The sequence below is a fragment of the Psychrobacter sp. LV10R520-6 genome, from assembly GCF_900182925.1.
In the GTDB taxonomy this organism is placed as follows: Bacteria; Pseudomonadota; Gammaproteobacteria; order Pseudomonadales; family Moraxellaceae; genus Psychrobacter.
Genome location: NZ_LT900024.1, coordinates 1250151 through 1275807, shown reverse-complemented (window position 1 = coordinate 1275807; position 25657 = coordinate 1250151). Strand labels below are relative to the sequence as shown.

At 42.2% G+C, this 25657-nt stretch carries 24 protein-coding genes and 1 pseudogene; 13 read left to right on the top strand and 12 right to left on the bottom strand.

The features are described from left to right. Positions 1 to 77: 77 nt before the first annotated feature. A complete protein-coding gene (locus tag U1P77_RS05320; protein ID WP_321156334.1) occupies positions 78 to 1241 on the top strand; it encodes a glycosyltransferase in 1164 nt (387 codons plus the stop codon). Here U1P77_RS05320 and U1P77_RS05315 read toward each other — a convergent pair. From U1P77_RS05315 to aspS, 4 genes are all read right to left on the bottom strand, one after another. Next, entirely contained in the window at positions 1225 to 2163 is a 939-nt protein-coding gene (locus U1P77_RS05315; protein WP_321156333.1) for a WaaZ-like lipopolysaccharide core biosynthesis protein, read from the bottom strand. The two genes, U1P77_RS05320 and U1P77_RS05315, sit on opposite strands and share 17 nt — an antisense overlap. 96 nt (positions 2164 to 2259) lie before the next feature. After that, complete coding sequence (locus U1P77_RS05310; RefSeq protein ID WP_321156332.1) at positions 2260 to 3054, bottom strand: glycosyltransferase; 795 nt, start codon at positions 3052 to 3054, stop codon at positions 2260 to 2262. Between the two features lie 117 nt (positions 3055 to 3171). Further along, positions 3172 to 4161 carry a lysophospholipid acyltransferase family protein gene (locus U1P77_RS05305; protein ID WP_321156331.1) on the bottom strand — a complete coding sequence of 330 codons (990 nt, stop codon included), beginning with the start codon at positions 4159 to 4161 and terminating at the stop codon, positions 3172 to 3174. A gap of 103 nt (positions 4162 to 4264) precedes the next feature. Next, entirely contained in the window at positions 4265 to 6103 is a 1839-nt protein-coding gene (gene aspS, locus U1P77_RS05300) for an aspartate--tRNA ligase (RefSeq protein ID WP_321156622.1), read from the bottom strand. A gap of 407 nt (positions 6104 to 6510) precedes the next feature. Between aspS and sohB the strand changes: the two genes are divergently transcribed. From sohB to U1P77_RS05270, 6 genes are all read left to right on the top strand, one after another. Beyond that, entirely contained in the window at positions 6511 to 7497 is a 987-nt protein-coding gene (gene sohB / locus U1P77_RS05295) for a protease SohB (RefSeq protein ID WP_321156621.1), read from the top strand. Positions 7498 to 7698: 201 nt separating this feature from the next. Beyond that, positions 7699 to 8118 (top strand): DUF1543 domain-containing protein, encoded by a 420-nt coding sequence (locus tag U1P77_RS05290; protein ID WP_321156330.1) that lies wholly within the window; start codon positions 7699 to 7701, stop codon positions 8116 to 8118. A gap of 49 nt (positions 8119 to 8167) precedes the next feature. Further along, the gene (locus tag U1P77_RS05285; RefSeq protein ID WP_321156620.1) at positions 8168 to 9409 is read left to right on the top strand and encodes an acyl-CoA dehydrogenase family protein; all 1242 of its coding nucleotides are present in this window, start codon (positions 8168 to 8170) and stop codon (positions 9407 to 9409) included. Positions 9410 to 9593: 184 nt separating this feature from the next. After that, on the top strand, positions 9594 to 10907 hold the full coding sequence (locus U1P77_RS05280) for a phosphotransferase family protein (RefSeq protein ID WP_321156329.1): 1314 nt from the start codon (positions 9594 to 9596) through the stop codon (positions 10905 to 10907). A 153-nt stretch (positions 10908 to 11060) separates the two neighbouring features. Beyond that, positions 11061 to 11813, top strand: a complete 753-nt coding sequence (locus U1P77_RS05275; RefSeq protein WP_321156328.1) for a histidine phosphatase family protein — start codon at positions 11061 to 11063, stop codon at positions 11811 to 11813. A 195-nt stretch (positions 11814 to 12008) separates the two neighbouring features. Then, a complete protein-coding gene (locus U1P77_RS05270) occupies positions 12009 to 12878 on the top strand; it encodes an SDR family oxidoreductase (protein ID WP_321156327.1) in 870 nt (289 codons plus the stop codon). 140 nt (positions 12879 to 13018) lie between these two features. Here U1P77_RS05270 and U1P77_RS05265 read toward each other — a convergent pair whose 3' ends face one another. From U1P77_RS05265 to U1P77_RS05245, 5 genes are all read right to left on the bottom strand, one after another. Beyond that, positions 13019 to 14710, bottom strand: a complete 1692-nt coding sequence (locus tag U1P77_RS05265) for an AMP-binding protein (protein WP_321156326.1) — start codon at positions 14708 to 14710, stop codon at positions 13019 to 13021. 456 nt (positions 14711 to 15166) lie between these two features. Then, positions 15167 to 15958, bottom strand: coding sequence for an ABC transporter permease (locus U1P77_RS05260; RefSeq protein ID WP_321156325.1), 792 nt, complete (start codon positions 15956 to 15958; stop codon positions 15167 to 15169). Between the two features lie 100 nt (positions 15959 to 16058). Beyond that, positions 16059 to 16847, bottom strand: coding sequence for an ABC transporter ATP-binding protein (locus U1P77_RS05255; protein WP_321156324.1), 789 nt, complete (start codon positions 16845 to 16847; stop codon positions 16059 to 16061). Between the two features lie 138 nt (positions 16848 to 16985). Further along, positions 16986 to 17318 carry a hypothetical protein gene (locus tag U1P77_RS05250; RefSeq protein WP_321156323.1) on the bottom strand — a complete coding sequence of 111 codons (333 nt, stop codon included), beginning with the start codon at positions 17316 to 17318 and terminating at the stop codon, positions 16986 to 16988. Positions 17319 to 17548: 230 nt separating this feature from the next. Next, positions 17549 to 17962, bottom strand: a complete 414-nt coding sequence (locus U1P77_RS05245; RefSeq protein WP_321156322.1) for a hypothetical protein — start codon at positions 17960 to 17962, stop codon at positions 17549 to 17551. Between the two features lie 425 nt (positions 17963 to 18387). On the opposite strand from U1P77_RS05245, the gene U1P77_RS05240 reads away from it, so the two are divergent. Further along, positions 18388 to 18744 (top strand): type II toxin-antitoxin system RelE/ParE family toxin, encoded by a 357-nt coding sequence (locus U1P77_RS05240; RefSeq protein ID WP_321156321.1) that lies wholly within the window; start codon positions 18388 to 18390, stop codon positions 18742 to 18744. Continuing rightward, complete coding sequence (locus U1P77_RS05235) at positions 18737 to 19039, top strand: type II toxin-antitoxin system RelB family anti-toxin (protein ID WP_321156320.1); 303 nt, start codon at positions 18737 to 18739, stop codon at positions 19037 to 19039. The genes U1P77_RS05240 and U1P77_RS05235 overlap by 8 nt, the downstream gene beginning before the upstream one ends. Before the next feature lie 227 nt (positions 19040 to 19266). On the opposite strand, the pseudogene U1P77_RS05230 reads toward U1P77_RS05235, so the two are convergent. Next, positions 19267 to 19404, bottom strand: a pseudogene (locus tag U1P77_RS05230) (type I restriction-modification system subunit M); the annotation flags it as partial. Positions 19405 to 20119: 715 nt separating this feature from the next. On the opposite strand from U1P77_RS05230, the gene U1P77_RS05225 reads away from it, so the two are divergent. Then, the gene (locus tag U1P77_RS05225; RefSeq protein WP_321156319.1) at positions 20120 to 20815 is read left to right on the top strand and encodes an SEL1-like repeat protein; all 696 of its coding nucleotides are present in this window, start codon (positions 20120 to 20122) and stop codon (positions 20813 to 20815) included. A gap of 13 nt (positions 20816 to 20828) precedes the next feature. Here U1P77_RS05225 and U1P77_RS05220 read toward each other — a convergent pair. After that, a protein-coding gene (locus tag U1P77_RS05220) for an IS5 family transposase (protein WP_321156318.1) occupies positions 20829 to 21643 on the bottom strand; the annotation gives its coding sequence in 2 pieces (ribosomal slippage) (positions 20829 to 21259 and positions 21259 to 21643; 816 coding nt in all). A 200-nt stretch (positions 21644 to 21843) separates the two neighbouring features. Then, positions 21844 to 22467: a thioesterase family protein gene (locus U1P77_RS05215; RefSeq protein WP_321156317.1), complete on the bottom strand. Its 624-nt coding sequence runs from the start codon at positions 22465 to 22467 to the stop codon at positions 21844 to 21846. Positions 22468 to 22697: 230 nt separating this feature from the next. On the opposite strand from U1P77_RS05215, the gene xthA reads away from it, so the two are divergent. From xthA to U1P77_RS05200, 3 genes are all read left to right on the top strand, one after another. After that, a complete protein-coding gene (xthA, locus tag U1P77_RS05210) occupies positions 22698 to 23516 on the top strand; it encodes an exodeoxyribonuclease III (RefSeq protein WP_321156316.1) in 819 nt (272 codons plus the stop codon). 63 nt (positions 23517 to 23579) lie between these two features. After that, a complete protein-coding gene (argJ, locus tag U1P77_RS05205; RefSeq protein WP_321156315.1) occupies positions 23580 to 24803 on the top strand; it encodes a bifunctional glutamate N-acetyltransferase/amino-acid acetyltransferase ArgJ in 1224 nt (407 codons plus the stop codon). Positions 24804 to 25120: 317 nt separating this feature from the next. After that, positions 25121 to 25519, top strand: a complete 399-nt coding sequence (locus tag U1P77_RS05200; protein ID WP_321156314.1) for a DUF4377 domain-containing protein — start codon at positions 25121 to 25123, stop codon at positions 25517 to 25519. Positions 25520 to 25657: the final 138 nt, after the last annotated feature.

The following is a 25657-nucleotide window of genomic DNA, read 5'->3' as shown; positions in this document are numbered from 1 at the left end:
GGTTGATTGGTTATCGACGAACCTACATAGCCTATAAGCGTAAAATTAGTAGATTAAAGATACTTATTGAGATTGCTATGACTAAACCTATCATTCTACTCATATTAAAAGCGCTAGAAGGCCGTGGTGCTGAACGTATGGTAACCACGTTGGCGCATGCTTACTTAGCAATGGACTATCGTATTCATGTGCTGTGTCTGGAAGATACGCAGGATATGTCGTTAGATCCTCGCGTGCAGCATCACGTAGTGGCATATAGTCAGCCGCATAATAATGACAGCTCAGAATTTGAGCCAGAGTCTGGACAAGCAGTAGCCTATAGGAGGCTTGCCAAGCAGATAGATGATCATGTGCTTGCAAATATAGGCGTGCCAGATTTGATACTGGTTAATATTTACAAACTCAATTGGATCATGGCTTACAGCCAACTGCCAAATATCGTCAACGTACTACATACCGCGTTGTCCAGACAATTCCAAGACCAATTGGCAACCATGCCTGCGCAAACTATTGCACATTTAAAAAGGGTTTATGGCGCCCATCCTTGTAGCTGTGTCAGTGAGGGTGCGCGTCAGGACTTGTTAGCACTTATAGGCAATAGTGTTAATAGCACTAATCTCAATAGAACGACGACGATCTATAATCCATGTGATGCTGATGAAATCAGAAAAGCCGCTACACAGCTTTTATCCATCGAGCAGTTTGGTTTGATTAATAAGGGATATATAGTTCATGTGGCATCGTTTGATACCATGAAAGGCCATCGAGACTTGTTGCAAGCGTATGCTAAAACAGAACGAAAGTTACCTTTGGTATTGGTGGGTAAAGGCAAACTTGAAGATGAGATGAAGCAATTGGCTATTCAACTTAATATTGGCGACTGTGTTCATTTTCTAGGGTTTCAGGCCAATCCTTATCCATTAATTGCCGCTGCAGCATTATTAGTACTTACCTCCAAATTTGAAGGGTTTGGTTATGTGATTGTTGAGGCGCAAGCATTAGATGTTCCAGTGATTAGTACCGATTGTCCGTTTGGCCCAAGAGAGCTATTGCCGGAGAGCAACTTAATACCTGTAGGCGATATCGATGGACTGGCAATGCTCATGAGTCAGGCAATAGAGAATCTGAATCATTATAAAGTGCCATTGAATCAACAGCTGTTGCCAAATTGCATTGCTCGGCAATATTTAGAGTTTGGTCAAGTGTTAGATTTAGGGAGTAATATCAACAAAGACTATTGAACAATGCTTTGGAGATAGGGGAATGATTAATAATAGAGACGCCATGTTCTTTATAGACTCTACCCAATAAGTTAAATGACGGTACAATGCGTTCGCTGGTTGCTTTATCGAGTTTGCTTGGGGCGCTATTGTCCTCGTTTTCATAAAACCGGGGCTGGTTGCTGTTGAGTAAATCCATACCATACAGATGAATGACAGAAGCATGACGTGAGAAGGCCAATTGCGTTGCCACATAAGCCACGGTTCCTGCCTCTACAAATCCATAAGTAATGTTAAGAGAGACGCCAATATTAGCAGACCTATGGCTACCATCAATAATAAAATTTGGATGATTCATAAAGTGGGATAATGGCCTCTTTTTATTGAGCAGTTTCTTTTTAAAGGTTAACTTACTAAACAACAGCTTATTCGATTTGACCCCCCAGAGTCTATCTACGGGATATAATACACGCATGGCATGATGATAAGTGCGCATGATGTCAGGATGTGTTACCGCCATCGCTTCAAATACGGCCAAGGTCGCATATAGAGGCTGACCAGCATAATGCTGTCGTAAAATCTCAGGCTGATGGTTGATAAAGTGGGCGTCGCTAATGACATAACCGACGACATTGGTAAAGTTGTGCTGCTTAGTGAGACTGATGCTACCGTTGACAAAAATAGTGGGGGTGTCGCGCAGCTCTGAGAAAGTTACGTTAGCAACAGAAGGGCCGGAGGCGACAATGTTTACAGCTTGCTTATGTAGGTTTTGCTTGGCCTCAGTAGCGTCGAAAGCCTGGATACTGATCCGCTGGTTTTCAATATTAAACTCAACGGTAGAAGGTAGTCGCAAATTTAGCACCATATGGTTTTCCGTTAGTTGCTTTTGACCTTTAACTTTAACCGTTATTTTTGATTGCTTCGTTTGATGATTTTTTTGCATGGCAAGGAGGCTAATAGATTGTGACTTGTCAAATATTGACTCGTTAAATAGCCTAAAAAATAATGAGCGCTTAGAGCTGTAACTCTATAGAAATATTTACTGCCAATACGGCATGAGCCACGGACTTGGTTTGACGTGGCGATACCATTTACCGCCGCCACCACTGATAGCTTCTGGCGGGTTAATTTCACCATGAAAAATAACGACTTTTGCATTCTCAGGCAGATGCGGGGCCCGTACTAAATTAAAGGGAATGGGTGCAATGCATTGATACTTGAAGCTGACGCACCAGGTTTTATCCCAATACTCTAAATGATGGTGTTCACGTAAGTAGTTGGATAGGTAGGCTTGCTCATGACGAACTTGCTGGCTGATAGTCTTAAAATTACGCTCAAAGTTCGATAGTAGATTAGGGTAGGTATGCATACCCACTTTAAAGCGATAAACAGAGCTGTTACCAACCATGCGCCAGGGTTTTTTCCAGTCACGAATAATGATCACGCTATCTTCATGCTCGGCTTCATAAGTAAAGAATGCATCAATATTATCAACGATAACAATATCAATATCTAGAAATAGGGCTACGCCTTTGAGATCGTATAACTCAGGGCGAAAAGTAGTGAGCTTTTTCCAGCCACGCTCTGGTAAACTTGATGGTAAATCCAGCTCAGGAATTGGATAGCAATGTACCGCAGGGTCGATACCGGTACTGTCATCAGTCAAGCAGATCATCTGGAAGTCTAGCGTTAAATGGCGACTGACCATATTATACAAGCGATTGACGTATTCAGGACCGTATTTGTCACCCCATTTCATACAGATAATATAACGCTGTTCAGCTGCAGTAGTGTCTGTTTGAATTTGAGTAGTCAAAGAGGTTTCAATTGCCATAGTGCACTCGTATTGATGTGAATAAAATGCTAAAAATACCCGTTAATCTTAGCACAGATACTATTATCTGTATGTCTGAACGCTTAAGTACCTATATTATTCCACTATGATCGACTACTAGGGTTTAAGCTTGTCATCGCAAGAACTATTCTGCTGATCGGTATTATTGCGGTTAAATGTATCCTCTCCATCATGTGCAGAGCGATTCGCACGCACGAAATCTGACAATGCCATTTTATCAGCATTGTAAGGGTTGCCTAAAATAGGTATGTTTTTAAAACGCCGATAACCCCACATGTAATGATTGCATTTTTCTTTAATCATTTGTTCCATAGCTTGGTTTAGGGTATGGGCAGCAGTAGAGGCGTCACGATCATATAATTCTGGGTCATCGAGCTTATAGCAATAGATATCAAAGCCGCGCCCGTCTCTACGACGGATACAGGATAACCCGACTAAGGCACATTTGGTTTTGCTAGCGAGTTTAGAGGCAAGAGTGCTGGTTAAGGTCTCAACACCAAAGAAGGGGACGACCACCCCACCTGAAGGATCAGGGACATGGTCGGGTAGGACAATGCTAAAGCCGCCTTGTTTGAGAGTTTTGAAGACTGCTTTGACCCCACTACTATCCGTCGGTACCAAGGTCGCATTGAGACGCGCGCGACCTTGCAATATAAAGTCATTAGTCATCTTACTTTTAACAGGTTTATACATGATAGTCGGTGAACCAAACTGGTTGAGCCACGCATTCATCATCTCCCATGTGCCTAAGTGTGGCACAATGGCGAGCATACCGTTAGAATTAGATATGCCTTCTAAAAAAATTTCTTTGTTATGGACGTCGCAAATTTGGGCAATGCTCCATTCAGGCGACATTGCCCAGCTTTTAATGGACTCGACACTGCTAAGACACTGATGACGGACAATATCTTTAATCAAAGTTTGTTTTTGCCGGCCAGATAGTGACGGCTCAATAAGTGCCATATTAATCTTAATGGTGCGCACAATACTTAAGTTTGGCAGCCACATGATTATCCAGGCAACAACACGTGCCAGCATCTGTAATACAGACAATGGCACATATTTGAAAATATGATACGGGTTCATGACCGCTCACATGTTAGTAGATTACATGTTAATAAGTTACATGCCAATAAGTTACATGCTAAGGAGTCAGACTGTACAAAGTATCGGCACATGATTAGACCATTTACTGCGCAGGTTTGCTAGCATCAGGTTGAGATTTTTCACGCAGACGAATACCAAGCTCACGCAGCTGTTTGTTATCCACTTCAGCAGGCGCTTTAGTCAGCGGGTCTTCAGCAGTCTTGGTTTTTGGGAAGGCGATGACATCACGAATAGAGCTTGCGCCCACCATGAGCATAATCAGACGATCCAAACCAAACGCCAAACCACCATGCGGCGGCGCACCGAATTTTAGGGCATCAAGTAAGAAGCCAAATTTGTCTTCGGCCTCGACCGCATCGATACCTAAGGCTTCAAATACCGCTTTTTGCATCTCAAGCGTATTGATACGTAAGCTACCGCCACCAATCTCAGTACCGTTTAAGACTATATCATAAGCGACAGATAGTGCCGTTTCTGGATTGGTTTTCAACTCTTCAACTGAACCTTTTGGTTTAGTGAAGGGGTGATGCATTGAGGTCCATTTACCATCGCCTGTTTCTTCAAACATTGGGAAGTCAGTCACCCACAGTGGTGCCCACTGACAGGTAGTCATCTTCAGATCAAGGCCGATTTTTTGACGTAGCGCGCCCATTGCGTCATTCACGACACTGGCTTTATCCGCACCAAAGAAGATAATATCGCCATCTTGGGCGCCAGTGCGTTCAATTAGGCTAGCAAGTACATCATCAGTCATGTTTTTGATGATTGGTGATTGTAGACCAGACTCTTTATCCACGCCATTATTGATGTTACTGGCATTATTAACTTTGATATAAGCCAAGCCCCGCGCGCCATAGATACCGACGAATTTAGTATATTCATCGATTTGCTTACGGCTAATCGTGCTGCCGTTCGGTACACGTAATGCTGCAACGCGGCCTTTAGGATCATTAGCAGGGCCTGCGAATACTTTGAAATCAACGCTTTGCATAAGGTCTGCAACATCAACTAACTTCAATGGAATACGCAAGTCAGGCTTGTCTGAAGCATAGTCACGCATTGCTTCTGCGTAAGTCATACGCGGAAACTGCTCAAATTCAACGTCCAACATGGTCTTAAAGACGTGCTTAATAAGACCTTCGTTGATGTTCATGATTTCTTCTTCGTTAAGAAAAGAAGTCTCAATATCTACTTGGGTAAACTCTGGCTGACGATCGGCACGTAAGTCTTCGTCACGGAAGCATTTAGCGATTTGATAATAACGATCAAAACCTGCCACCATCAACAGCTGTTTAAATAACTGTGGCGACTGCGGTAAGGCAAAAAAGCTACCTGGACGTGTACGCGAAGGCACGAGATAATCACGCGCACCTTCAGGAGTGGCTTTGGTCAAAATAGGGGTTTCAACGTCCAAGAAACCATGATCGTCTAAATAACGGCGAATCGCTGATGTGGCTTTAGCACGAAAGACCATGCGATCTTGCATCTGCGGACGGCGCATATCAAGATAACGATACTTTAAACGCAGTTCTTCTGAAACCGTTGTATTCTCATCATTCAATGGGAATGGCGGGGTCTCAGATTTGGCCAATACTTCAATTTCTTTACCTAGTAATTCAATCTGACCACTAGTCATATTGTTGTTTTCAGTACCTTCATAGCGCTTACGGACGCGGCCCGTAATTTTTAGCACGTATTCAGGACGTACGGCATCAGCAATAGCAAAGGCTTCTGGCGTATCGGGATCGACGACCACCTGTAGGATACCAGCGCGGTCACGCATATCTAAGAAAATAACCCCACCATGATCGCGGCGACGATGTACCCAGCCAACGATACTAATGGTTTGCTCCAGCAAGCTTTCAGTTACGGCTCCACAATATTCATCTCGATATTGGCTGTGCTGGCTATGCGTGGTCATACTACTTTTTGTTGTCATTTCGCTTTGCGTCGTAATGCTGTTCGTCATAATATTTATTATCCAGTTATCAGCCCAATTCAAAGTACAATAATGCTGCCATCGCTGCGATATTCAAGCCACTAGCAAAAATAGCGCAAACAACGCGATTAAGACAAATGCTCATCACGTTAGCTGCAGAAAATTTGGTATAAACGCATATTATGCCTAAAATGGCTTTGTTATACAACTATACCAACACATTCAAAAATCAGGAGTACGGTGTAAGTAAGCTATTTATTTAGCAATGTTGGCAATTGGTTAAATATTAACTTCACGCTTGAAAATTATTGCTATCGCGCGCATATCAAGATGACGTTTATGACCCTATCTACAAAAACTATTGGCAAAATACTGATATCATTTTAATAATTAAAGGAATTCTAGTTATGTTATTTCATCCGCCCAAAAATCCCGTTGAACTTAAAGTTATGCACCTTAATAAGAGCCAAGCGCAACGCCGCCAAGACTTGATGGAAGCTACCCAAGGTAAAGCGGCACTGAAAAAACTTAAAAAAAGCATGGCAAAAAAAGACAAACAAGCCTCAAAAGATAAAGCCAAAAATAAAGATAAAGGCCAGCAGGTTTTCGTACTCGACTTTGATGGTGACATTAAAGCCACTGCCGTAAAGCATTTACGCGAAGAGATTAGCACGCTAATAAGCACGGCCAATAAAGGCGATGAAGTGGTTGTACGCCTCGAATCAGGCGGCGGTCTAGTACACAGCTATGGTCTAGCAGCAGCACAATTGGTACGTCTTAAAGACGCGGGTCTAAAACTAACTGTCTGTGTGGATAAAGTCGCTGCCAGTGGCGGCTACATGATGGCTTGTGTGGCGGATAATATCGTTGCTGCGCCATTTGCGATTATTGGTTCCATCGGGGTGGTATCACAATTGCCTAACTTCCATAAATGGTTAAAAAATCACGACGTTGATTATGAGATGTTTACCGCTGGCGACTATAAACGCACAGTAACCGTATTTGGCGAAAATGATGCTGAAGACCGTGCCAAATATCAAGAAGAGCTGGAACAGACGCATCAGCTGTTTAAGCACTTCGTCAACCGTTATCGCTCAATGCTTGATTTGGATAAGGTCGCGACCGGTGAGCATTGGTATGGTGAAGATGCCGTGCATCTCAACTTGGTTGATAGTTTGCAAACCTCAGACAGCTATCTTTTAGAGCGGATGGACAACAACGAAGTGTATGCGCTGCATTCACGCCAAAAGCCAACCTTGGCAGAGAAATTAGGACTGTCGCAAGCGGCTGAAGCAACACTCAGTATGGCGGTCGATAAACTACCAGACGCTTTAATGCGTTTTGACTTCAATAGTCGTTTGAATATTTTAAAATAGTAGTTAAGCCATTAAGAGCTATTCGTATAGCACGGTTGCATGTATCGATTTATTTGACAATCGTAAGTAATCTGTTTAGATTTTCTAAAGGCGTGGCCTAGCCGGTCGCGCCTTTTTGCTGTTTCATTATAGTGGATATGCTATAAAGAGTGAGCGTTGATTTTATACCAGTAAAGCGATGCATGCACAGAAGGAATCGTGATGCCAGAATTGTTTATGATTAAAATTGGCGGTCGACCAAAAGGACGTCTGATTGAGCAACATGATATGTATTTTGGCGTCGGCGAGCGTATCGGTGATTTTATTGATGCCATTAATAATTATTGGCCAGAAGTAAAGAATGCATGGCATTTGGATGCTTACCGTCAAGTGACTAAAATAGACAATTATTGTATCCAGTGGCAGGCTGCTGATAGCACAGAAGAAAATACGGACAAGTTAAAATTGTTTTTTATTAATTTAGGCGGTTATCTTGCCGGTGAGTTTGAAGAGTTCCATCATAAGCTATTGATTGTCGCGCCAACCCAAGCGCATGCTATCAAGCAAGCAAAAAAGTCAGATTTTTATCAGCAATATAGCTTTAATGATCAAGACATGCCATTTAAAAATCAGCAACCATAAACATCCAACAAGGAAGAGGAATATAACTATGTCTACAGCGTCTACAGTAATGTTTACAGCATCCCCACATGGTCAAGCCATGCATGAACGAGTCAAAGACTTTATTGCGACTCAAATTGAACCGATAGAAGTACAGTTCTGGCAAGACTGCCATGAGCAAAACCCCGATGGTAATTGGCTTAATTGGCAGTGGCCAGAAGCGTATGAGACCTTGCGCAAACAAGCACGTGAGGCTGGGCTTTGGAATTTATTCTTGCCGGATGATGAATTAGGGGCAGGGCTATCAGTTACGGATTACGCGCCTATTGCTGAGCTGACCGGACGCAGTTTGCTTGCGCCTTATGTCTTCAACTGTAATGCCCCTGATAGTGGCAATATGGAGCTGTTATGGCGTTATGGCAGTTCTGAGCAGCAAGACCAGTGGCTAACCCCCTTACTTGCTGGCAAGACCCGCTCGGTATTTTGTATGACTGAGCCTGATGTGGCGTCAAGTGATGCAACCAATATGCAGGCAACTGCTGTGGTTGAAGGCGATGAGATTGTTATTAATGGCAGCAAATGGTGGTCATCCGGTCTGGGTGATCCGGCAGTTAACTTGCTGATTGTGATGGCTTATACGCCTGATGACAGTAAAGATCGCCATCATCAGCATTCTATGGTGCTCGTGCCTGCGAAAACAGCAGGCGTTAATATCGAACGTATGCTAAAAGTATTTGGTGACTATGATGCGCCGCACGGTCATGGCGAGGTCAGCTTTACCGATGTACGCGTGCCGGTTACTAGCTTTATTGGTGGCGCAGGAATGGGCTTTGAGATTGCCCAAGGCCGTCTAGGGCCAGGCCGGATTCATCACTGTATGCGCTGTGTCGGCGCGGCCGAGAAATCACTTGAGCTTGCCATTCATCGCGGTATGAATCGTACTGCTTTTGGCAAACCCTTACTACAATTAGGTGGTAATTTAGAACGTATTGCTGAAGCACGTATTAAAATTGATCAGGCGCGGTTATTAACGCTATATGCCGCCCAAAAAATGGACAGCCAAGGCACTAAAGCGGCCTTAACTGAAATCTCAGCGATTAAAGTAGTCGCGCCTACGGTATTACAAGAAGTGGTCGATATGGCGATTCAGATTTATGGCGGCATGGGCGTTTGTCAAGATACAATGTTGCCAAGCTTCTTTGCACAGGCACGGGCGTTACGCTTAGCCGATGGCCCTGATGAGGTTCATAAAACTATGATTGCTAAACTAGAGCTAAAGCGTCAGGGCTTTCGTCGTCCGTCTAAATCTTGATTATAATTCGTAACCTGTAAAATAATGGCGTTAGAAGATAGTTATGTGCAGCGGGTAGTATTTTATTCGCTGCATTGTATATTTTAAAATCGGACTTACCATAAGGGGCTATTTAAATAGCCTAAGCAAAAATTGACTAGAAAGAAAATAAACAACCCTGCAACCAAATGATAAGGAATGTCACATGGCAGATAATCAAGATAATACTGACGATATCAGTGCTGAAAGTCGTACAGACACGGATAATAACAAGGTTGACAATCAAGGCGAAGTAAATACGAAAGTACTAGACAAAGGTGGCGCCATTCGTGATGGCGAGGAACTTGATGCTCAAGCTGTCAGCAATTGGTTGCGCGACCAAGGGATTGAGGTTGTAGGCGAACCAACCGTTACCCAGTTCTCAGGTGGCGCATCAAACTGGACCTATCGCTTACAATATAGCTCTCAACATGAAAACCAAGATCTAATATTGCGTCGCCCACCAAAAGGTACAAAGGCCAAATCTGCCCATGATATGGTTCGCGAATATACGGTGCAAAAATCCCTTACTGATGTCTATCCGTATGTACCAAAAATGGTCGCGCTGTGCACCGATGAAGCGATCATTGGTGCAGACTTTTATATTATGGAACGCATGGAAGGTATTATTCCACGTGCCAATTTGCCCAAAGGAATTGAGCTTGATCCCACGCAAACACGCGAGTTATGTACCAATGTCATCGATGCCTTAGTTGAGTTACATCAGGTCGATTATAAGGACCATCCGGACTTGGTAGAGCTAGGTCGTGGTGATGGCTATTGCGAGCGGCAGGTAAGTGGTTGGAACAAGCGCTATGTCAAAGCAAAAACACCGAACGTACCCAGCTTTGCTCTGGTACGACAATGGCTCAGCAAGCACACGCCTGCAGATAGCAAAACCTGCGTCATTCATAATGATTGGCGCTTTGATAATGTCATTCTAGATGCCCAGAACCCTACTAAGGTAATTGGTGTGCTCGACTGGGAGATGGCGACTTTAGGTGATCCTCTGATGGACTTAGGCAGTGCGCTGGCTTATTGGATTGAGGTGGATGATAATATCATCATGCAACAGTCGCGACGCCAGCCGACCCATCTAGAGGGTATGATGACCCGCGATGAAGTAGTTGAATACTACCTTGGTAAGACTGGCTTAGAAATAGACAATTGGACTTTTTATGAAGTGTTTGGTTTGTTCCGCTTAGCCGGTATCGTGCAGCAGATTTATTATCGCTACTATCATAAGCAAACCACCAATCCCGCCTTTAATAACTTTTGGATTATCGTCCAGGTCTTACATGCTAAATGCCTCAAACTCATTGCTAAGTATGAAGGGGAAGTACTGTTTACCAGTCATGTGCAGCCGCACTTGCAAGATATGGGTGTCGATGCTGCCACTATTGAGAAGCTACCAAGCCCTGTACAGTCAGTAGTCAAAGGTATTTTACCCAAAGGCTATTTTGACGCGGCGCCCAAGTAGCTTGAGTATCCTAATATTTAAGATTCGAGTGCTTAGGGTTTTAGTACTTAGATAATAATATATCTTTGGACTGTAAAAAACTTCTGGCTATAAGCAGGCACTACATGGATTAAGTGATAAAAAATAGCCAACCTTAAAAAAGGCAGTACCACTATGACAACCATACTCTTGGCACGCCACGGCCAAGCATCCTTTGGACAAGAAAACTACGATCAACTTTCAGAGTTGGGCGGTACGCAAGCACGCATGTTAGGTCAGCACTATGCGACTACTCAGCGCCGAATCGATGCTATTTTTACTGGTAGCTTGGTCCGGCAACAGGACTCTGCGCGCCATTTCTGGGAAACTTATCAGCCATCGTTAGCTACTAGTAGCGAGTCATCCATCATAAATATGGAAACTCCCGATAGTTATGTGCTGCCGATATTTGATGAGTTTAATCACAAAGATGTGTTTATCAAGTCTGACCCTGCTTTTACCAGTCAAGCAGCGATTGCTGCTGAGCTTGCTAAAACGGACGCCCCACAAACACGCTTAGCTGAGCTGTTTGACCGTGCTATGCAGCGCTGGCATCACGGTGACAATGATGCTGACTATGTTGAGAGTTGGCCGCAGTTTAGTAGCCGCGCGCAACAAGCACTTGAGCAAGTGCGGTCACAAGTGGCAAATCTAAGCCACTTAGAGCGTGATAGTACCGTGCTAGTTTTTACTTCAGGTGGCGTTATAGCGGCTATTACCGCGCAATTATTACAACAAGGCAGTCAAGTTGCTTATCAGCTTAATAAGAGTTTGGTTAATACGGGGGTTACTGCTATTACCTTACAAGAGCAGAGTACGCGCTTGTTATCTGTAAACGAATACAGTCATTTATTTGCTGATGGCAAGCGGTTTGTGACGTGGCGATAAGCTGTTAAATAGATTGAATAATCAAATAACCGCCTTGAATACATAACCGCCACTTATGCATTGAGATATAGTCATTATAATAGACTGCTTTTAGCAAGACGCTTTAAAAAGACGCTATAAACACTTTCAAAACACTATAAACAAAGTTTATAGCGTTTTGGCTCTGCTTTAATATAGATATACAAGGGACTGCCTATGCCAAGTAAAATAATGAGTTCAATGACACAAGCCGCCAAGCAAAGTAAAGAACAAGTATTTAGTGCTATTCAGCCCGCGCGTTATTTAAAAGGCTTGAATAAACAGCAGGTCGGACGTGATAAAACAGTTTTGATTACGGGTGCCAGCTCAGGTCTAGGGGAAGGTATGGCACGGCTATTTGCCAAGTTAGGATATAACTTAGCTATTTGTGCGCGCCGTACCGAACGCTTAGAGCAGCTCAAAGCCGAACTAATGGATCGTTATCCTGAGATTCGTATTGAGTATCGCGTTTTGGACGTCAGTAACTATGATGATATATTTGAAGTCTTTGACGCGTTCAAAGCTGACTTTGGTCATATCGATCGGGTAGTAGTAAACGCTGGTGTTGGTGAGAGTCGACGTATTGGTAAAGGGCGCTTTGAGACCAATCGCCGTACCGCTGAGATTAACTTTATCTCAGCATTAGCGCAGTGCGAAGCGGCAATGAAGATATTCCGTGAGCAAAATAGTGGTCATCTAGTAGTGATATCAAGCATGTCAGCGATGCGCGGTCTGGCAGGGCATATGACCACTTATGGGGCGAGTAAAGCGGGCTTGGCGCATTTAGCAGAAGGTATTCGCGCTGATATGCTAATTACTAAATTACCAATTAAGGTGTCTACTATTTATCCGGGTTATATTCGTACCGAAATCAACGAAAATGCCAAAAAACTACCGTTTGAGGTTGATGCGCAAACCGGTACTAAAGCTATGGTTGCGGCGATTGAGTTTGGCGTTGAAGAGGCTTGCGTGCCTAGCCTTCCATGGTCCATAGTCGGTCAAGCGATGAAGCATTTACCTTTAAGTGTAGTTAACAAAATCAGCTAAGCAGATTTATTCCTGATTAAATTATGTTTCCAAACTTATATTTTCAAAATTAGAACCATAAAAAGCCCTCTACATTTAATATAAAGGGCTTTTTTAACGATTTATTTTTTCAATAAAAGACCATATTCTATCAAACAACATTAACCCTGGTCTGCTAGGTGTTTTTCACGCAGTTTATTACGCAGTACTTTGCCGACGTTGCTCTTTGGTAGCTCACTAACGAATTCGATATGACGAGGACATTTATATCCAGTTAGGTTATCCAGTGCAAATTCCTTAATGATGTCTTTGGTGACATTGTTGTCTGCGGGCACAATGTAGATTTTGACCGCTTCACCTTGACGCTCGTCGAGAACGCCAATCACTGCACAGTCAATAATGCCGTCACACTCTAGCATTACCGATTCAATCTCATTCGGGAAGACGTTAAAGCCCGAGACCAAAACCATATCTTTTTTGCGGTCTAATAAGGTAATGTAGCCTTTCTCATCCATACTAATAATATCGCCAGTACGAAAGTAACCCTCTTTGGTAAACTCATCAGTACGGTCTTTATTATAGTAACCTGAAGTCACATTTGGCCCTTTGATGCACATCTCGCCGGACTGATTTACGCCGACACGATTACCCTCATCATCAATAACGGTAATATCGACGCTAGGTAATGGCAAGCCAATCGTACCGTTAAATTTTCGATCAGTTACGATGTTGGCAGTACCAGCAGCCACACTTTCGGTCATACCCCAACCTTCAATCATGGGACAACCAGTGACTTCCAACCAGCGTGCGGCTGTCTGTTCAGTCGCTGCCATACCGCCCGCCTGCGAGAGGCGTAGCGAACTGAAGTTTAGATGTTTAAAGTTCGGATTATCAAGCAATCCTCTAAACAAGGTATTGACGGCAGGGAAGATATGAAAGGGTTGTCTTGATAGAGTTTTGACAAACCCTGGTATATCTCGCGGGTTTGGTACCAATATAAAAGTATGGCCTGAGCGCATGCCTAACAGGCTGAGCATAAAGGCAAAAATATGATACAACGGCAGAGCCATTACCATATTGATATACACCTCATTAATCTCTGAAGTGATAGGCCGGAACCAAGCTTCAGACTGCATAGCGGCGGCTGCAATATTACGCTGAGTTAAAATAGTTCCTTTCGAAAGCCCTGTCGTACCACCGGTATATTGTAAAATAGCGGTTTGTTTTAAGGCCATTTTTGGCGCTTGAAAGGGTAAGTTCTTACCTTGTTTAAGCACGTCAGGGAATTTGGTTACTTCGTGCTTAGGGTCATTGAGATTATATTTAGGTACCAAGCGTTTGACTTGACGGATAATAGTATTAACTAAAATACCTTTTAAGCCCATCATATCGCCCATTTTTGATAGGACAATACGCTCAATAGAAGTCTCATCAACCACTTGCTCAAGCGCTTGAGCAAAATTATCAATAATAAAGATAACTTTAGCCCCTGAGTCATTCAGTTGATGACGCAGCTCACGGCCTGTATACAAGGGATTGATCGGGGTGCAAACATAGCCTGCGCGCAATATACCAATCATAGTCGGCAAATACTGCGGTACGTTTGGCATCATGAGTGCCACGATACTACCTTTGGGGATCCCTTGTGCTTGTAGCCAAGCTGCAATCGCGAGCGACGCTTTGTCAACGTCGTCATAAGTATGAGTAATACCCATACAAACACTCATAGGATGCAGGCGAAAGCGGTTAAAGCATTCCTCATACAGCTCTATCAAGTTGCCATACTTATCAGGATCAATCGTTTTAGGCACACTTGCAGGATATTGAGCAAGCCAAGGTTTATTCACTGTCATTGTCAGCGTCCTCAAAGTTTAATAATTAATACCGGGAAAGGCGTTATGAGAAAACAGTTCTGTCCGTATCAATAATACGAATCAGCGCTGATGCGAGCAAAATGCCGCTAAGTGCGATAACGTCCTTGTTTATTGACAGACTATTCAGATATTGTTGTCATTATATTATTTTCGCTTAGTTACAGAAAAAGAACCATTTAGCAGGTTCAGCGCCTAACCGAATTTAACCGTCAAAACAAACTTAACCGTTAAAAAAATATTTAAGTTCTGATACTTTTTATCGATTCCTATTAACTTATAAATTGAAAGTTAAGAAAACATAACGACATATTTCAGCAATACATTAGCATAACTATAACTGAACTGCATATGAGCATACAAGAACTGAGCAGTACATATATATAAAGCTGACAGATATCTTTATATATAATGGGCAACAAAGACAGCCCATAGCAACTAAGGAGCGACAAACTGCTGTTTGTTATTAAAGAAACGTCGATAAATGAGCAGGGCACTTACTGTGCAGCCAAGTGTGCTACTCACACAAATTAGAAACATCGTCACAATCTGATAACGTACTGCTTGAGTAGGATCCGCACCGGCGAGTATCTGACCTGTCATCATCCCAGGTAAGCTGACAATACCAACCACCAGCATAGAGTTGAGCGTGGGTGTCATACCGCTGATAATAGCGGCACGTATCTGCTCGTGTACAGCTTCAAATGGACGGGCGGATAGGGTTAGCATCATCTCAATACGCGTCTGTTGCTCATGAAAGGCTTCAATAAGCTGGTTACTGGTCAATGAGATTGCTGTTAAAGAATTGCCTAGTATCAGACCTAATATGGGGATAATAAACTGAGGTGTATACCACGGTCGTACCTGTAAGATAAGACCAATAGCAATGATTGTGACTAACACGGCCGATGTACTCACTGCAATAAGGGTATCGGTAAATAACCCTTTATAGCTGCGTTTGACTCGATTTTTGGCAGCGCCTCCTGCAATCAAAGTCATAATGGTCAAAATCAGTAGCACTTCATACCACTGTTCACGTGCAAAGATCCATGCCAGTATTAAGCCAATAAAGCTAAGCTGTACTACCGTACGAATGGCAGCTGTCAAAAGTGTCGCAGTCAACTTTAGCTGTAGCCGCCACGACACTATTAGAACCAGTATGATCATGCTGCTGGCGAGCGCAACATCACTGACAGTCAGTAAAATTTGCAAATCGTCTGTACCAGTCATAGGAGCTCATTATAAAAAATATTCAACGTAAGATAGGGAAATAGAACCCAAAAAATAGAAGGGGGAAAACGGGTAATAGGTACATAGTTTAATTATAGTCTTAGAATATTTCAGTTAATACGCCTGCCTGCATGTGCCAATGATTATTTGCTAATGGCATAATATCTTGAGTGTCGTGAGTCACCCATAGCAAAGTGCGCTGTGGCTCAGCGCGTAACCAGTTGATTATTAGTTGGACAAGTTTCGCCGATGTACCGGGATCTAAAGCGGCAGTGGGCTCATCTAATAACAGCACTTGCGGGGCCAATTGTAGCAGACGCAAGGTATTGACTAGTTGCCGTTCACCACCTGATAGGTGGTTGGCGGATTGCTGTAAAAAGTCTGCTGTGCGCTCTAAATAAGCCAGTTGTTCAATATGCCAGTCCTTATCAAAATAGCTTTGCTGGTAAGCCTGCAGACGATACGGCATCTGCAAATTATCAAGGACACTACCTTCTATTAGTTGTGGGTGCTGGGCAAGTAGTGCAACCTGCGCGCGCCATTGGGTAGGCGGCGTGGTATGAATGCAACAGTCGCTACTGCTACGTTGAACAGGGTCGTCGTACTGCCAAACATCACCTGTGTCCATAGAAGATAGACCTGCTAGCACGCGCAACAATATCGATTTTCCACTACCAGAAGGGCCAGTTAATACGGTCACCTGCCCTGGTAATAGTGTGCCACTAGCACCGACTATCAGTGCGCGTTTATGAGCAGGGATTGATTTATTAGCTACTGACTCATTAGGCAAAATTCTACGCTTTATTTGCGCTAGCCACTTTTGATGCTGTTTTTGATACTGAGCAAGTACATTAGATACCGCAGAATGAGTCGAATTTTTCCTACTCATACCCTGACTATCCTTACTCACAGCGACGTTACTACTAGAGCTTACTACCGTAGGGCGTGCGCTATGTACCCAGATATTCTCAAACGTGAGCATAGAATTGGTACTCTTATTATAAGTAAGACTGTTCATCAGCAGCGGTTATTGCTCATCAGCGTGATGCTTGATAGCCTTTTGAATCATATCGTATAACTTTTGTGGCACGCGGATCGGTCGTATTAGTGGGTTACTATCAACAGCCATAGGGGCCACCGATTCTTGTTTGACTGGCTGGTCTAATGGTTGTGGCGATGATTGTGGTGAGGGGTCAGGCTTTATTTGATTTTGGACGCAGGCAATAACGATTTTAGTGCTGCTTAATAAAGTGTTAATAGACTTAGATTTATCTGCTGGCTCATTTTCTGGTAAGCTGCGATGAATGCTTTGATAAAATACAATACTAGCAGGTTTTAGCTCAACCTTATCAATACGCACCGAGATTACCTCATCTAAAAATATAGCCTGACGGTAGTGTAGCTGCGCTTGACTGACTACAAAGTGTTGAATCTGACCATCATCAGTCTGTAAAAAGTGGTCTATGCCAATCCGTAACTGGACGTCTGCCTTAAATCGCTTTATGATTATGTTTGATGAGCGTATCAGTAAGCATTTAATCTAAATGGCAGTTACACAGAATTCGGGATGGTCTCCATAATGTTCCTCTCTTATTTGCTAACACTTTCTTCCAAGCCATATGCTACTTTATCAGTAATAAATAAGTGGTTTGATATTTTTTCTTTTTTCTTTTTGAAGTTAGTTTCAATTATTTTATCAACACTCTCTTTTAAAGTTGCATCCGTTGGTAAACGATATGTTTCTTTTGAGATTGTTAATGTATAAGGCATATTCGTGAAGTTTGAACTTAAATAAGTAATATAAGTACGAATCTCCAGCTTGAATGCGTCATCACTAATAGGGCTTATTTCGTTATACTTTAATCTTTTCTTTTCCTCTTTATTTCTATTATAACTATCAGCCAACTTTACTAATGCCTTGTCTACTGGCTCGGATTTGTCATAAAAACTAGATCCAGTAATAAGTTCTGTATCACCGCCAGCGTCACCTATGTTGTCTATCATAGTGACATCAACCATTACTTTTTCAGAAAAAACTCTACCTAGATCAACTGGTCCCTAGTTAGACGTTAGTAACATCTTTGGTTCATATTTGAGATAAAAAGTAGCTGCTACTATTGAAGCTATTATTGAAAAACACAACGCTATTACTTGCCAATTTCTCACTATCATTAACCTATTACAGTATAGTTGGCTGTTTTTAAAATAGGCTTAGTCTAACTGAAACAGACTATCATTGCACTATAGTTTAACCAAGGTAATTTTAGGCTGTTAGCTTGATTGTTGGTTTGGATAGTTGGTCTCGCTGGAACATAGCCGAGTGAACTCGAACAAAAATTCCGGAAAAATACTAAAGTTTACTATTATTATTTGAAAAGTATCTCAGTTAACTATAAAATATAGACTATAATCTATATCATGGTTCTAATATGTGGGTAGTCATCACAACAGAGCTGTTTAATGAATGGCTTGAACAACAAGAAGAATCTATACAAGAGAAAGTGCTAGCTGCTTTGGTTATTCTGGAGCAAAAAGGACCGAGTTTAGGCCGTCCTTTAGTTGACACCGTATATGGCTCTAAATTTACCAATATGAAAGAACTACGTGTTCAGTACCGAGGTAAACCACTCCGAGCTTTTTTTGCATTTGATCCATTACGCCAGGCCATTGTGCTCTGTATTGGTGATAAAAGTGGTAAAAAGCGATTCTATACAGAGATGCTGGCGATTGCAGACAAACAATATGAGCTTCATCTCTCAACATTAGGAGAAAAATATAATGACTAAGACTCTACAAGAACTATTAGCTAAGCGCTCTCCAGAGAGCCAAGCTCGTATTCAAGAAATGGCGGACAGCCTGCTATTAGAAAGTCAGCTTTACTGTATCCGTGAAGAATTAAAACTCTCACAAAAAGAACTGGCTGAAACACTTGGAATTAAACAGCCATCTCTTTCAGCAATAGAAAATCGTGGTTATGATCTTAAGATTTCAACCATGAAAAAATATGTTGAAGCGATGGGTGGCAAACTCCGTATCGATGTGGAGCTTCCGACAGGAAAACATATAGGCTTCAATGTTTGAACTGTCCCGAGATTGTCGAGAGCATCAAAGATCTCTACAGCGTTGATATGGGGTTACGGGCAATATCTTAGGTTATATTACTGCCTAGCAAAACCGTCTGCCAAGCCAAATCTATACCATGTGACTCCTCGTAAACCTTAATTATTGGATGTTAATCCCGCTCCAACCAAATAACAGGAATTAAAGGCAGGGATTAACTACTCTCTGATATTTTTTAATTAAACCTTTCCAGCTACATCTTTCAGTACTGCTGTTAAGCGTGTGTTCTTATCGGCAACCGTATTACCTAAGCGGTTACTGGTCGTATCAAAATCAGCAAACAAGCCTTTGATATCAGGTTCAAATGGGTAACCATCGGCTCTGCTAATGTCGCCCTCAGCTAAGGCAGACGGTAAAATAATATCGGCACTTAATACGCCACTGCGTTTTTTACAATCATGTACTTTGCCATTCTCTTTGCTTCCATCAAGCAATTTGTCACCAACACGATAAGCGGCAGCAATAGCATTTTTTCTTTTGCTCTTGATACTGACTTGGTTCTTGCCATGAATATCTCCATAACGACTGCCTATTTCGAGCTTGATTTTTTGGGGTTTGGGGTGTCCCCAACGTGTTTTGAGAACTGGAATAAATGAGCCGATAGGGGAAAAATATCACAGTTCTCAAAAACGCGCACTTAGTCAGTGGGACGCAAACATCCGTTGAATAACCATATCATAGTACATTGTTAGATATTGGCGAACTTGCTATAGTTGAAGGCATAAAAATTTTGATAATTTAAGGAGGTATTATGAGCTTGCTTGGTGGTACTGATTCGAAAGAGCAGCAGAAGTTAGGTAAGAAGCTGACACGGTAGAAAATTTTGCTTGGGGCTTTCTTTATTGATGCTTTGGAAAAGGACAGTGTTCAATCTCTAAGACAGTATACCGTAGATAACTTACCTGAATTTTTTACTAGAAATGCTGATAAGAAATTGATGAAATAATTAATTGAAGGCATTGATAGTTTGATACATCGTGAAAATTATTAGATATTCTGATACTCTACCAAACAGTTGTTCCCAATAAAGATAGAGATAATATGAAAAAAGCAATCCTCTTGGTTTTGTTGTTTACGTTTAGCAGCTCTAGTTATGCAGCTTCTATTAATCAGAATTTATTAAATAAAGCTAAATCAGGCGATCGAGTTTCTCAAGAAGAAGTAGCCAAATTCTATGAGTTCTCTGGACAGGAAGGTGACTCCTTATCTTGGTTGTATACGGCTTTCGAAAATGGCTCTGGTTATGCTGCTGGTAAGATTGGAGAGGCCTATTATGATGGAATAATGGGGTTGAATAAAGATCGTCACGAAGCTTGGTCTTGGTACAGAAAAGGGGCTGAACTAAATGACAGAACCTCTTTAATATTTATGTCAGATTACTATACTAAAGAGAATGTTAAACAATACCGTGAATCGACGGGATACAGTCCTAATTATAGCGATAGCTATAAACTCCAACAGCAAAGAAAAGAAGAACGAGAAGAGAAAGCACGAAAAGAGCAAGCACTGAAGTATTTGATTCAATGTATTAATAAATTAAAAGATGCAGAGTGCAATATTAGATATGCAAAGCTTCAAAGGTCTTTAGTTGATAATCTTGACGAAAGTGCGTTTAAGGCAGTCCAAAGAGCTGAAAAAATGGGTTACCCAGAAGCATATACTGAGTTAGCGTTCTATTATGAAAATGGTTATATCGTAAAGAAAGACACTAGCAAGGCTTATGAGTATCTTCAATAGACCTCTTTCCAAACTAGGCTAACTCTAAGTTATAAATAGCAGCAATCAAATTAAACCGCAGCCCGAAACGCTTTCTTCGATTGCGACAAGATAAGATTCTAAAACGTTTTAAGACACCGATAACATGCTCATTAGTAATGCGTTCAGCCGCAAGCTTCCTATTTTCTCTCTTCTGCTCTTGCGTTAATGGATGCTTCTTACTGTTTTTTATAGGTGATACGCTGTTGCTATGCTGTTTTTGGATGCCTTGATAGCCTGAGTCTACTTTAATCGTTATGTCTTCGTTTATGGTTAGTTTTGAGTGACGAAAGAGTGTGAAATCATGACATCTACCGGTACTGAAATGAGTGCAGATAATACTTTTATCCGCTTTGTTGACCACTATCTGAGCCTTTAGGGTATGTCGTTTCTTTTTACCGGAGTAGCCTTGTTTTTGCTTTTTTTGGGACGCTCTATGGCCACTTCTGTGGCATCAATGAGTACGGTATCCATGTGAGGGTCTTGCCATAGGGCTTTTTTACTCGGTAATGCAAAGTCTGGATGTTTTATAAGCGCGTGCTCTACCCAGTGAATACTTTTACATACCGCACTTTCTGATATACCAAAGTCTTGAGCAATATGAAACTGGGTTCGGTATTCTCGGTAATAGGTGAGCGTTATGAGTAGTTTGTTTTCTACGCTGATACTACTGTGACGCCCGCCTTTTTTATGCTTAACTTGATAGCTCTGATGACATATTTGGGTCATTTTATCGAAGGTGTCTTTGTTGACGCCTATGTACCGTTTGAAGTGGTGCGCTGGTAGTTTGATAAGTTCGTTGTATGTCATGATGAGGGCGTCTGTTGGTTAATTTAACATGTTTTCTGGTTTGGAAAGAGGTCTAATGGGCAACAAAGACAGCCCATAGCAACTAAGGAGCGACAAACTGCTGCTTACTATTTGGCGCGCGCGATATGTACCCAGATATTCTCAAACGTGAGCATAGAATTGGTACTCTTATTATAAGTGAGACTGTTCATCAGCAGCGGTTATTGCTCATCAGCGTGATGCTTGATAGCCTTTTGAATCATATCGTATAACTTTTGTGGCACGCGGATCGGTCGTATTAGTGGGTTACTATCAACAGCCATAGGGGCCACCGATTCTTGATTGGCTGGCTGGTCTAATGGTTGTGGCGATGATTGTGGTGAGGGGTCAGGCTTTATTTGATTTTGGACGCAGGCAATAACGATTTTAGTGCTGCTTAATAAAGTGTTAATAGACTTAGATTTATCTGCTGGCTCATTTTCTGGTAAGCTGCGATGAATGCTTTGATAAAATACAATACTAGCAGGTTTTAGCTCAACCTTATCAATACGCACCGAGATTACCTCATCTAAAAATATAGCCTGACGGTAGTGTAGCTGCGCTTGACTGACTACAAAATGTTGAATCTGACCATCATCAGTCTGTAAAAAATAACTATTTAGTCCAATTTTGCTAAACCAATCTCGGCGGCAGTTTTCAAAAAATACCAAATGATTGGCATGATAGACTATGCCGCCGGCGTCCGTATGGTTAATATAGACATGATAATTGGTAGCAAACAGCGGCGTGGACGCCGTATTAACGGTCGATGCAGCAGTGGTGGTTTTGTTCATAGCGGTTGTCATAAAATTACTCGATAGAAATAATGTACGTTGTCGTGATAATAATAAATTATAAGTTGTGATGATAATAATAATTATGAATAGTAAATAGGCATTCTACTGTAGCCTAAGCGTTAAAAACACGCAACAGATAGACCCATGCAGGTCTGTTATCATAATGACTTAAGCGACACTAGATTTAAAATATTTAGTCAAAAACAATCAAAATTAAACCAACTATTATAGGATAGTGTATGACCCGTTTTGTCAGTTTTAATATCAATGGTATCCGCGCTCGTCAACATCAGCTTGAGGCGGTACGTGACATCATCGATCCTGATGTGATGGGCTTACAGGAAACTAAGGTTCACGATGACCAGTTTCCCCTTGAAAATGTTGAAAGTTTAGGTTATCACATAGAGTACTTTGGTCAAAAGGCGCATTATGGAGTAGCGCTGGTATCGAAAGTCGCGCCCATCTTCGTACAAAAAGGCTTTCCTGGTGAAGATGAAGAGGCGCAAAAGCGCTTTATTCATGCCCGCTATGAGCTGCAAGGACGTGAAATTGATGTGCTCAATGGCTATTTTCCGCAAGGGGAGAGCCAAGACCACCCAACCAAATTCCCCATGAAGCGTGCTTACTATGCTGATTTGATGGCTTACATTGATACGCTAAAAGCTGAAGGGCGCTCGCTGATCATTATGGGTGATATGAATATTGCACCAGAAGATATCGATATCGGCATCGGGGAGATCAATGCCAAGCGCTGGCTTAAGAACAGAAAAACCTCTTTTTTACCTGAGGAACGCGAGTGGTATGACGCACTCATGTCACGTGAGTTGACGGATACCTACCGTCTGCATTATCCAGAGAGTACCGAGCTATATAGCTGGTTTGATTATCGCAGTCGCGGCTTCAATGACGATCCCAAACGTGGCATGCGTATTGATCATATCTTGTGTACGCCAGACTTAAAAGAGCAGTGTATTGATGCCGGTATCAGCTATGAGTTGCGCGCGATGGAAAAGCCTTCTGATCATGCGCCGATCTGGTCAGCGTTTGACTTAAGTTAAGCATAATATTAACGATTTTATTTCCAATAAAAAAACTAAACACGGATTAATAAGGATTTTAATATGGCTGTCGGAGATGTCGCAGTACCTAATACCATTTATGCCATTGACGGTATCAAACTCAGTGCCACTGCAGCTGGCGTACGCTATAAAGACCGTGATGATTTGGTTGTCATCGAAATCAATGATAGCGCCACTACCGCTGTTGTCACTACTAAAAATGCCTTTTGTGCTGCCCCTGTGCGGGTATTGCGCGAGCACTTTGCGCTAACCACACCGCGCTATTTGGTGACCAATACTGGTAATGCCAATGCGGGTACAGGTGCTGATGGCAAACGCCGTGCAATAGATATTTGTGCTGCCTTGGCAGATAAGGCTGACGTGGAGACAAATACAGTATTGCCGTTTTCTACTGGCGTTATTGGTGAGCCACTAAATAGCGAGGCGGTGATAGCGGGGTTAGACTCAGCGTTGAGTCATCTCGCTCCAGACAATTGGTTGGCGGCCGCGAATGGTATTCGTACTACTGATACCGTGCCCAAAGTTGCTAGCCAGCAATTACATATTGGCAATACTGACTACCATATTACAGGGATCTCTAAAGGCTCAGGGATGATACGACCCAACATGGCAACCATGCTTGGTTATGTGGCTACTGACGCCAATGTTGCTGCCGATTTATTGCAAGAGATGCTCAGTGCTATCAATGAGCAATCCTTTAATCGTATTACTGTTGATGGTGATACCTCGACCAATGATTGCTGTGTGCTAATAGCAACGGGCAAAGCCAGTTCTAACGTGATTGATAGTACTGAGCATCCGCATTATCAGTCCTTATTTGACGCTTTGAGAGAGGTGTTTGTGCGCTTAGCCCAATTGATTGTCCGTGATGGGGAAGGCGCAACGAAGTTTATCACCGTGAAAGTTACTGGCGGGAAGACCACTCAAGAATGCTGCGATGTGGCTTATGCAGTGGCACACTCACCTTTGGTTAAAACGGCATTTTTTGCTAGTGATGCCAATTGGGGTCGTATATTAGCGGCCGTTGGTTATGCGGGTGTTGAAGACCTCGACACTGAGCAAATCGATGTCTCGTTAGATGAGGTACTGATTTGTCAAAATGGCGGTGTTGCCACTGATTATACTGAAGCCGCCGGTAATGCGGTCATGAGTCGGCCTGAGATTACCATTCATATTGATTTGGCACGCGGCGCGGCAAGCGATACTGTCTATACCTGCGATTTGTCCTACGATTATGTCAAAATTAATGCTGACTACCGTAGCTAATACTTTTGATGCTAGTTTTTGTAGTGTTAATACTTGTAGTTGGCTTTACAGCTGACTAACTTCAGTTGCAAAACCTGACGTTAAGTTACAAAGCAGTCATAGAGGCTAAGGTTTTATAAGTCTTATACTGGCTGTAGTACAACAATAAACGGTGCTGATGATACTTGGCTTTTTTTTAGCAAAAGCTCAACAGTACTATCATAAATGCCTGATTGAATTTGAGTGTTTGTAGTTATTTTAAGAAATAGCTCATAAACGACTTTAATAAATGAGTACAGGCGGTAGTGATTTAACGGTAATTAACTGAGGATAGGATAATGAAAAAATTAGCAATTGCAGCATTGGCATCAACTTTTGCATTAGCAGGTTGTTCAACTATGGGTCTAGACGACGAACGTGCCATGGTCGTTGAAGGTCAAGCGGTCAGTGTCAAAGTGGTTAACATTCCAAGTTTTGAAGTAGAAATTGCTCCGCGTAAAGCGTTGTGTGAAATGATGGATACTAGTGGCAACAAAGTTGAAGCTCAATGCTTACAGTATCGCCAGACTTATCAGAAAAACTACAATACTCTAAACGGTAATATCCAAGGCTTTACTTATGAGCCAAACTATCGTTATGTTTTAGATGTGCGTCAAGAAGCCATTGCTGACACTACTTCAGGTATGGTAAAACCAGTATGGCTACTAAACGAAATGGTTTCAAAAACTGCTGAGTAGTTATAAGTCTATTAATGGTTATGATTGCTATTTTGTTTAATGAGCAAATCCTAAACTATCATTTCCTGTCCTAAAATAAGAAAAGCCTCTCGTTTGTTAGAGGCTTTTTTATGCCGGTCGATTTATTTGGGTTACTGT

Bases quoted from the DNA above. Each gene is read 5' to 3' on its own strand.
- U1P77_RS05320 (WP_321156334.1), top strand. From the start codon at position 78: ATGACTAAACCTATCATTCTACTCATATTAAAAGCGCTAGAAGGCCGT.
- U1P77_RS05315 (WP_321156333.1), bottom strand. From the start codon at position 2,163: ATGCAAAAAAATCATCAAACGAAGCAATCAAAAATAACGGTTAAAGTT.
- U1P77_RS05310 (WP_321156332.1), bottom strand. From the start codon at position 3,054: ATGGCAATTGAAACCTCTTTGACTACTCAAATTCAAACAGACACTACT.
- U1P77_RS05305 (WP_321156331.1), bottom strand. From the start codon at position 4,161: ATGAACCCGTATCATATTTTCAAATATGTGCCATTGTCTGTATTACAG.
- aspS (WP_321156622.1), bottom strand. From the start codon at position 6,103: ATGACCACGCATAGCCAGCACAGCCAATATCGAGATGAATATTGTGGA.
- U1P77_RS05290 (WP_321156330.1), top strand. From the start codon at position 7,699: ATGCCAGAATTGTTTATGATTAAAATTGGCGGTCGACCAAAAGGACGT.
- U1P77_RS05285 (WP_321156620.1), top strand. From the start codon at position 8,168: ATGTTTACAGCATCCCCACATGGTCAAGCCATGCATGAACGAGTCAAA.
- U1P77_RS05280 (WP_321156329.1), top strand. From the start codon at position 9,594: ATGGCAGATAATCAAGATAATACTGACGATATCAGTGCTGAAAGTCGT.
- U1P77_RS05275 (WP_321156328.1), top strand. From the start codon at position 11,061: ATGACAACCATACTCTTGGCACGCCACGGCCAAGCATCCTTTGGACAA.
- U1P77_RS05270 (WP_321156327.1), top strand. From the start codon at position 12,009: ATGCCAAGTAAAATAATGAGTTCAATGACACAAGCCGCCAAGCAAAGT.
- U1P77_RS05265 (WP_321156326.1), bottom strand. From the start codon at position 14,710: ATGACAGTGAATAAACCTTGGCTTGCTCAATATCCTGCAAGTGTGCCT.
- U1P77_RS05260 (WP_321156325.1), bottom strand. From the start codon at position 15,958: ATGACTGGTACAGACGATTTGCAAATTTTACTGACTGTCAGTGATGTT.
- U1P77_RS05255 (WP_321156324.1), bottom strand. From the start codon at position 16,847: ATGAGTAGGAAAAATTCGACTCATTCTGCGGTATCTAATGTACTTGCT.
- U1P77_RS05245 (WP_321156322.1), bottom strand. From the start codon at position 17,962: ATGATAGACAACATAGGTGACGCTGGCGGTGATACAGAACTTATTACT.
- U1P77_RS05240 (WP_321156321.1), top strand. From the start codon at position 18,388: ATGTGGGTAGTCATCACAACAGAGCTGTTTAATGAATGGCTTGAACAA.
- U1P77_RS05235 (WP_321156320.1), top strand. From the start codon at position 18,737: ATGACTAAGACTCTACAAGAACTATTAGCTAAGCGCTCTCCAGAGAGC.
- U1P77_RS05225 (WP_321156319.1), top strand. From the start codon at position 20,120: ATGAAAAAAGCAATCCTCTTGGTTTTGTTGTTTACGTTTAGCAGCTCT.
- U1P77_RS05215 (WP_321156317.1), bottom strand. From the start codon at position 22,467: ATGACAACCGCTATGAACAAAACCACCACTGCTGCATCGACCGTTAAT.
- xthA (WP_321156316.1), top strand. From the start codon at position 22,698: ATGACCCGTTTTGTCAGTTTTAATATCAATGGTATCCGCGCTCGTCAA.
- argJ (WP_321156315.1), top strand. From the start codon at position 23,580: ATGGCTGTCGGAGATGTCGCAGTACCTAATACCATTTATGCCATTGAC.
- U1P77_RS05200 (WP_321156314.1), top strand. From the start codon at position 25,121: ATGAAAAAATTAGCAATTGCAGCATTGGCATCAACTTTTGCATTAGCA.